The 6,245-nt window shown below is 45.6% G+C and carries 4 protein-coding genes and 1 pseudogene; all 5 read right to left on the bottom strand.

The genetic code is table 11. The features are described from left to right. On the bottom strand, window positions 1-323 hold a 323-nt coding region (locus ACWA6V_RS15415; RefSeq protein ID WP_449523326.1), incomplete at its 3' end, for a D-sedoheptulose-7-phosphate isomerase. After that, window positions 320-1,369: a GHMP family kinase ATP-binding protein gene (locus tag ACWA6V_RS15410; RefSeq protein ID WP_449523325.1), complete on the bottom strand. Its 1,050-nt coding sequence runs from the start codon at window positions 1,367-1,369 to the stop codon at window positions 320-322. The genes ACWA6V_RS15415 and ACWA6V_RS15410, both read right to left, overlap by 4 nt. Next, window positions 1,369-5,112 carry a glycosyltransferase gene (locus tag ACWA6V_RS15405; RefSeq protein WP_449523324.1) on the bottom strand — a complete coding sequence of 1,248 codons (3,744 nt, stop codon included), beginning with the start codon at window positions 5,110-5,112 and terminating at the stop codon, window positions 1,369-1,371. The genes ACWA6V_RS15410 and ACWA6V_RS15405 overlap by 1 nt, the downstream gene beginning before the upstream one ends. Window positions 5,113-5,389: 277 nt before the next feature. Next, the gene (gene rfbC, locus ACWA6V_RS15400; RefSeq protein ID WP_449523323.1) at window positions 5,390-5,932 is read right to left on the bottom strand and encodes a dTDP-4-dehydrorhamnose 3,5-epimerase; all 543 of its coding nucleotides are present in this window, start codon (window positions 5,930-5,932) and stop codon (window positions 5,390-5,392) included. An 82-nt stretch (window positions 5,933-6,014) separates the two neighbouring features. After that, window positions 6,015-6,245 (bottom strand): annotated as a pseudogene (locus ACWA6V_RS15395) (glucose-1-phosphate thymidylyltransferase); the annotation flags it as partial.

Genomic DNA, 6,245 nt, shown 5'->3' with positions numbered 1-6,245 from the left:
AATGCTTGCACTTGCCGGGAAAATAATCGCTCGTAGCCATAATCGTTACCGATAGCAGTAAGGATTGAGGTATCGGTGGTCAATGCGATAGCGGGCAATCCAGGACGATCGTAATGAAAGCGGCTGACAAATTCGCCCGCGATATGTTGCGCATCGGCCGCTGATCCACCATTGCCTGCAATGAGCACTTTGCCACCATTGCGTAAGCAAGCAACAATAGTTTCTGCCGATTCAACGACCTGATTCAGCAGCACTTTATCTGCTTGAATATCTGCAATTAATGTTGCTAATTTTGCCAATTCTTTTTCAATAAAATGAATCATATTACTCTCCAAGAGTGTGCACCCTGTTCAACAAAAACTGCCGTCATCACCTGTCCATTAAAACCATTCAGGGCACGGATAACATTGGGACGTTTGGCAGGATCAACTAAAAACATCATGAAACCACCACCACCAGCGCCCGATACTTTTCCGGCAACCGCGCCCGAGGCGATGGCGGCGTTATAAATAATATCGATATCCGTATTGCTAATCGTCGAGGCCATTTTCTTTTTGGCCTCCCAGGAGGAGCGCAAAGATGCAGCGAGGTTTTCAAAATCCCCCTGCAAAATAGCCTCTTTCATTTTTTGCGCTTCCGCTTTTACTGCTTGCAATGCTGCCATGGCTTGATCATTACGACCGACTACATTACTAGTTTGTTCTTTAATAATATTGGCTGACTCGCGCGATACGCCGGTATAAAAAAGTACCAGCGATGATTCAAGCTCAGCGCGATGATCGGTTTTAATCCGCAGTGGATTAACGATCACACGGTCGTGATAAAACTCCATAAAATTAAATCCGCCAAATGCGGCGGCATATTGATCCTGTTTGCCACCAGCCAAATTTAAATCAACACGTTCAATCTCATAAGCAAGTTTGGCAATATCGTATTCACCCAACGGCAAGGCAAGGTATTCAACAAACGCCTGCACCATCGCTACCACCATGGTAGACGACGAGCCAAGACCAGAACCGGGCGGCGCTTCACTGTGAGTAACCAATGACACTGGTATAGCTTTGCCATCGAGAAATTCACGCACAATGCGATTATAAACACCGGCATGCAGCTCCAGTTTTTTGCCCGCATCAATTACAGGTACGGCAGCCCCCTGCCAACGCGCTTCGATATCAGCAGCAACAAATTCAACGCCGCTGTCGTTGTAGCTGAGCGTCGCGTAAGCATATTTGTCGATAGTGGCATTGAGCACGTAACCACCGAATTCATCGGAATAAGGTGATACATCGGTGCCACCACCTGCGAGACCCAGACGCAGCGGTGCACGCGCCCTGACTTTGCCATAAAGTTTATCCAAATTTAAACGCATTAGAGTTTGCCTTCGCCGGGAAATGAAATTTTAAGCGATTGTTGAAGCATGCTGCTCATCGCGGCCTCTGAAAAATGTTTTTCTACAAACAGGGCGCCATTGTTGGAGCTGCTACGCCACTGAATATCGTCATTCAAAATCTCGCACACATGCGCGGCAAATTCTGTAGCGCCCGATGCAACCGGCGTAACCTCAGCCAACCCCTCCAGGCCCTGTGCCCCAATATCAGTGGTCACCAGAGGTGTACCGTAGGCCATAGCTTCAATTACTTTATTTTTTATACCGGCACCATAACGCAAGGGCACAACCGCGACGCGCGCATTCAAGTAATGCGCCAATAATTGTTCGTCGGTCACATAGCCGGTGACAATCACTTTATCCGAAGCCAGGGCTTTGACCTCATCAGAAGGATTGGATCCAATCAAATACACTTCGACATCACCAATACGGTTTTTGATTTCGGGCAAAATTTCTTTCACAAACCATTTTGCCGCATCCGTATTGGGTGGATGACCGAAACCGGCGACAAAAATAATCCGGTTATTATTGACAGGATCACGCTGCAGGTAATTGGAAGCCTGCGGATAAATATAGGGCGATATAGTCTGCGCTGTAACAGTGGGATACTGGGCATGAATAAAACCGGTCTCCTCATCCGATGGGTACAACACCATATCCACCGCGTGCCAAATTTTACTTTCCATTTGCAAACAATCGTCAGCTTCTTTTAATAGACGATTATTACCCGTGACCTGAGCTTCATTTTGCATACGCGCAAAATGCAGATCGTGACCGTAGTAAGCAACATGGATATCGGGAAACTTTTTGAGTGTATCCAAATAATTAATTGCGATATGCGGACGACTTAACAGTACCTGGGTCACCTGCCCTTCTGCTGAACGAATCCAGTCCTCGAACTTACCGACATAATCACCGCCGTAAATAACCTCCACGCCCAACTGCTGCAATTGCGGTGTGTATTCGGGATCAAACCACAAGTTATCCGGCCAGAATTTCACATTACAATTCATGTTTAGCAAAGTTTGGATGAATGCCACCATAGTGCGCGAGCCAGCATCACGATCCGGGCGCGGCACATAGTGATCGACAATAACAACGCAGGGTTTAGCAAGGGATTTATCGCGCGCAGCAAATACCCGCTGGGCGTTCTCGGGATGCTGGCTCAACACGCTTCGCCATTTTTCAAAAAATTTCTTTTGGTTTTCCAATTGATACGACTTGATGCCACCCCCGTGCACATCGGTGCCATTGGAAACACCCTCGTAATGAACAATCACTGATGCCGGTTGGTAGTAAAGTTTTAATCCAGCGGCACGCACCTTGAAAGCCAAATCTGAATCTTCACAATATGCAGGCACATAGCGCTCATCAAACAATCCCAACTCGACAAACAATTTTTTCTTAATCAGCAGGGAAGCGCCAGATGAATAGTCAACCTCTTTCAAATAATTAAATTGCGGTTGGGATGGATCTTGAATACGACCGTAATTCCACGCGGAACCATCGCGCCATAAAATACCGCCAGCCTCTTGCAATCGACCATCGGGATACACCAGTTTTGATCCCACCATACCGCAATCAGAATGACTCGCAAATACTTCCAACAATTTATCCAACCATCCCTCGGTCACTTCAGTATCGTTATTCAGCAAATAAATATATTCACCCTTGGCCAGCGACACCGAGCGATTGCACGAGCGGATAAAACCCAGATTGTGTGGATTAACCTCATAACGCAGCCCCTGCACCTGCTGCAAACAATGAATCTCGTGATCGGGGGAATGATCCTCCATCACAATCACTTCAATTGTTGCTTTCGGTTTATGACGTGCAATAGATGCCAAACAGGTGAGCGTCACCGGTAAATTGCCATAGCTAGGAATCACCACTGACACCACCGGCGCCGATGACACGGGCAAGACCAAGCTATTTAGTACCGATTGAATGTCATCGGGTGCAATAACCCCCTGAATGGCAACCGCAGGTAAATTCGGTTTACCGCTGCGACGCCACATTTCATAATGCACCACCCCTTCAAACATCGAACCGGCAATGCGATAAATGCAACCTGCCATTGCATTTTTAATATGCGAATTTAACGGCAACCGATGGTAGGTGTTGCGCGCCAAGCGCTGCAAACGCGGCTTAAGCGCTGTGATAACCGAGTTGGTCTCGCCACGCAACAAGCGTCCGACAACACGCAAAGGGCGAGTGATCTTCCACGAGCGCGAATTGATGACCCGTGTGTAATCCGATTGTAAGTCCTTCAGTTGATACTCCAGATTTTTATTAACAGCAATTTGCGAATCTAATTGTTGGATTTGTAAATCCAGTTTTTGTTGCGTGATATCTAGTTGCTCGTTTGTATCCTGCAAGCGTTGAAGTAACTGACTGTTTTTATCGTTCAGCTGTGTAATATTTTCTTGGGCCGATGCTATGTCTTCACGCAAACGAGATTCACTACTGCGCACAACCACTAACTGCTGATCCAAAGATTTGGCCCAATGGGTTCGCTCCTCGACTTGCCGCTCAAGATCTTTTGCCCAGCGGGTTCGCTCCTCGACTTGCTGCTCAAGATCTTTTGCCCAGCGGGTTCGCTCCTCAATTTCTTGCTCAAGGTCTTTGGCCCAACGGGTTCGCTCTTCAGCTTGCACTTCCAGCGATTTCGCCCACTGAGTTCTCTCCTCAACCTGTTGTTCGAGGTTGATCGCCCAGCGCGTACGCACCTCCACCTGATCCTCTAAAGATTTAGCCCATTCGGTTCTTTCAGTAACTTGCTGCTCTAATGATCTCGCCCATTGTGTGCGCTCTTCAATCAGCTGTTTTAAACCAGAAACATTTTCACTGACATAAACATAATCTATCGCTGCATTTTCAATTTGATCGAGCAATAAAAACTCTTCATCCAATCGCTGTTTTTGCGCGAGATACAATTCATTAAAATGGTAAATCGCAGATTGATTATCTACCAACAGCAAATCATGGCTTAAGTCATATGCGGAAATCACAGCAGATGGGCATTGCCAATCATGCTTTAAATCAGTGGTTGAAAAAGTGGTATGACGTAAATTATCGTCCAGAAACTCTTGAACAAAGTGAGCAGCCAAATCTGGTTGAATGTTCAGATTCAATTGCTGTGCAAGGAACTCCAGTTGGGCTTCCGGCGACTCCATTAGCCGATCATAATCAATCGCCACAAGCGAGGCAGACAAGTGCTGGGTGAGTATCGCCAGATTATAACTCAGCCAGAGTAAATAGCCCTTACGTATAGGTGTTTTATTCCGTTTTAGAATTGAGTTGGCAACACTTAATGGATGACGCAAACAAAGCACATATTGGGTCTCGCATTCCATCAACGCAAATACCTTCACCCAAAACTTTAGCAATTTAGAGACGCGCGGATCCTTAAAGCCGAACAGTTCATGACCGACCATTTTGGTACGCAATAAATCGGCGGCCTTTTCTAAATAGCCTGCATTAACCAATTGCTCTACTTGAGCATCTGTCACCAGCGATAGACTGAACCAGTTCTGCCCAATCATATCGAGCATTTCGATATTCAAATCATTAATAGATTTGTCTTCAAAAAAGCCTTTGGGGTTGTCTTTTCCTGCTGGCAATAAATCATCGCCTAGACTCACACCCATACAGGCCAGCGCATTCATCACAGCACTAGTGCCACTGCGGTGCATACCTAAAACAACAACTAATCTCTTGGTCATATTCACAAGCAATCTCTTTATCAAATTTTAATTGTATGAACGTATGTTTCGTATAACCAATCAGTATGCCGTCAACCAACAACTAGACTGTTCACGCAAATGCGTCACACGATATTCGAGCTACGAAAACATCAAAATAGCTAACTTTTAACTTTCTGCTCAACACTTGAAAAAAGACATTTGGCATTTCATCAAACCCACGAAAAACCCGGCGTATCGGCGGATACTTTCTACAATTTTGTGATTTACTATGAGCAATAACGAGCTTATTGAATTGTTACAAACATTCTGCATCAATCAGTCTCACACCAAAACGATCTTTTTCTGACATTTGAGGGGAAAAATCTATTTTCCAATTGATGGCAAGGTCGGGATCATCCCACGCTATACATCGTTCGTTTGTTGGTGCGTAGTAATCCGTGGTTTTATATAAGAACTCTGCGCATTCACTTAAAACAACAAAACCATGAGCAAACCCTTCAGGCACCCATAACTGGCGCTTATTTTCAGCACTAAGCTCTACGCCAACCCTTTGGCCGAGAGACGGGGAGTTTTTTCTAATATCTACTGCGACATCAAACACTGTTCCCACAACCACCCGCACCAATTTTCCTTGCGGCTGATGCACCTGATAATGCAAACCACGCAAAACGCCCTGAGCCGATCTACTGTGGTTATCTTGTACAAATTCCACCCGTCTTCCGACGGCAGCATCAAATTGCTGCTGATTGAAGCTCTCATAGAAAAAGCCGCGCTCATCGCCAAACAACTTCGGCTCTATTATCAGCACATCAGGTATCTTGGTCGGGACAATATTCATTTACCAAAGCTCACACAAATAAATAATTAGTAAAATTCAGCAGTAATTTGTTTTGCTAACACTGACATTCAATATCTTTTGCCTAATGAAACTTATTGTTAAGTAGGCGTAAAAGATATTGCCCGTACTCGTTTTTTGCTAATGGCTGCGCCAACTTTTCGAGCTGCGCTGAGGATATGAAACCACTGCGATAGGCTATCTCCTCTGGGCAGCAAACTTTCAACCCCTGCCGATGCTCAATAGTTTCAATGAAATTACTAGCCTCGATCAAACTTTCATGGGTTCCGGTATCCAACCAAGCGTAACCTCTTCC

It is taken from the genome of Cellvibrio sp. (assembly GCF_053579595.1).
Note: the sequence above shows the minus strand (reverse complement) of the source record. Positions and strands in the feature narration are given on the sequence as shown.